At 69.0% G+C, this 1,722-nt stretch carries 1 protein-coding gene; it reads right to left on the bottom strand.

Translation table 11 applies throughout. From position 1 onward, the window contains the following. Nucleotides 1-564 precede the first annotated feature (564 nt). Nucleotides 565-1,722, bottom strand: a 1,158-nt coding sequence (locus E1293_RS46845) for a glycosyltransferase (RefSeq protein ID WP_132206576.1), incomplete at its 5' end; no start/stop codon positions are given.

Below are 1,722 nucleotides of genomic sequence, written 5' to 3'. Positions count from 1 at the left end.
GGCCACAGCCCTGTCCCGCAGGCCGGGCCAGGCACACCCGGCACCGCCGAGCCATCGCATGCGCCCCTCACCCCAACGTCAGAGCAGCCCCTGGCACCGCCCGGGGGTGCTGAACCGCGTGCGCCAATCAGCATTGAGTGGCAGGAGGCCCCTGCAGAGGCGCCGGGCCCAGCCCACGCGCCACGCGCTCCAATGGACGCGAACGACGCATTCAGGCCCGCGCACCAGCCGAGCATGGACGGGCCACCGAAACTTGTCTTCCGGACGCCTCCGGGCGCCGGGCCTGGCCCAGCCGGACATACCGAAGCGCCCTGGCAACCCTGGGCGGACGGCCCACCGCAGCCGAGGCCATCGCGAACTCCACGACCCAGGCGCGCGATCGTCCCCAACTCGGACGGCTCAGGCTGGCATTGGGGTGAAGAGGAAGACACCCTCTGACCTCCGGACCCTCACCTGCCGCGAACCTGGTAGAGCCCACCGCAGGACCGGCCGCCCCCGGTCAAGAAATCTCGCTAGCACCCGTCGGAGTTCGGCTCGCTCAAGCGACGTAGTTACGACGTCTCATCAAAGGAGCGAGTCGATGATCTCCAGCCCGCGTCCCACGCCGTCCTCGTCCCGGATGCGCCGGCCCAGTTCGCTCGCCCGGTCGGCCATCCCCTGATCCTGGACCGCCCGCCGGATCTTCGAGGCGAGTCGCGGCACGGTCATCTCGCGGAACGGCAACGGAGCAGGGCCCGCCCCGAGCGCAGCCACACGCTCACCCCAATACGGCTGGTCACCGAAGAACGGGCACACCACGGCCGGCACACCGGCCCGCAACCCTGCCGCGGTGGTCCCGGCGCCCCCATGGTGAACGACGGCCGCCACCCGGGGAAACAGCCACGAGTGCGGGACGTCCTGCACGGCGAACACATGCTCGTCGGAACTCGCCGGGTCACCCTGCACGATGCCTCGTACCCCCGCGAGCTTCAGAGCCGTCCGCACCACCATCCCGGTCATCTCGGCGTCCTTCGGCACCATGCTCCCGAACCCGACGTAGACCGGGGCCGGGCCGGCCGCCAGAAACTTCGCAAGCTCCTTGGGAGGCTCCCACTCAGGCTCATCGAGAAACCAGTACCCGGTGAGATTCACGTTGGACGCCCAGTCCTTGGGCCTCGGAACCACCGCCGGGCTGAAGCAGGCCAGTACCGTCCCACCATCGGTTCGCTTGCCCCTCAGCGGCAGCCGCCGCAGTCCCAGCGTCTCGGCCCGCCACGGGTTGATGAAGGGGCGGGACAACTGCCAAGCGACCTGATCGACAGCCAGGAAGCTCGCCCGGTTCGACCACCGACCGAAGACGCGCGCCTGCGGAACGAACGGATGCGGAAACGCGCCGGTCGGCTCGCTCGGCTGAAAATGAATCAGCGCCCACGGAACCCCGAAATGTTCACCAATATGCCGAGGAAGGAAACCGAGTGTTGGCCCCAGAATCAGATCCGCACCTTTACAGGCGTCCAAACACTCCGCCAGCAACCGTTCAGCCATCGGCCCCAGGATTCGCCGGAATCCACCAAGGAACTTCACTGGATTACGCCCGCCGGCCAGCAACTCCTGCCCGGCCTCCGACTCCAGGATCTCCGTGGGATCGGCCGTCAGCGGCGCGAGCTCCAGCCCCGCCGCGACGACCATCGGCGAGTACCGCGCACTCGCCACCAGCCGCACCTCGTCCCCCCGGGCCCGCAG

This window comes from Actinomadura darangshiensis (genome assembly GCF_004349235.1).
GTDB classification, from domain to species: domain Bacteria; phylum Actinomycetota; class Actinomycetes; order Streptosporangiales; family Streptosporangiaceae; genus Spirillospora; species Spirillospora darangshiensis.
The sequence above is the reverse complement of the archived record's forward strand: the minus strand, read 5'-3'. Positions and strand labels throughout refer to the sequence as shown.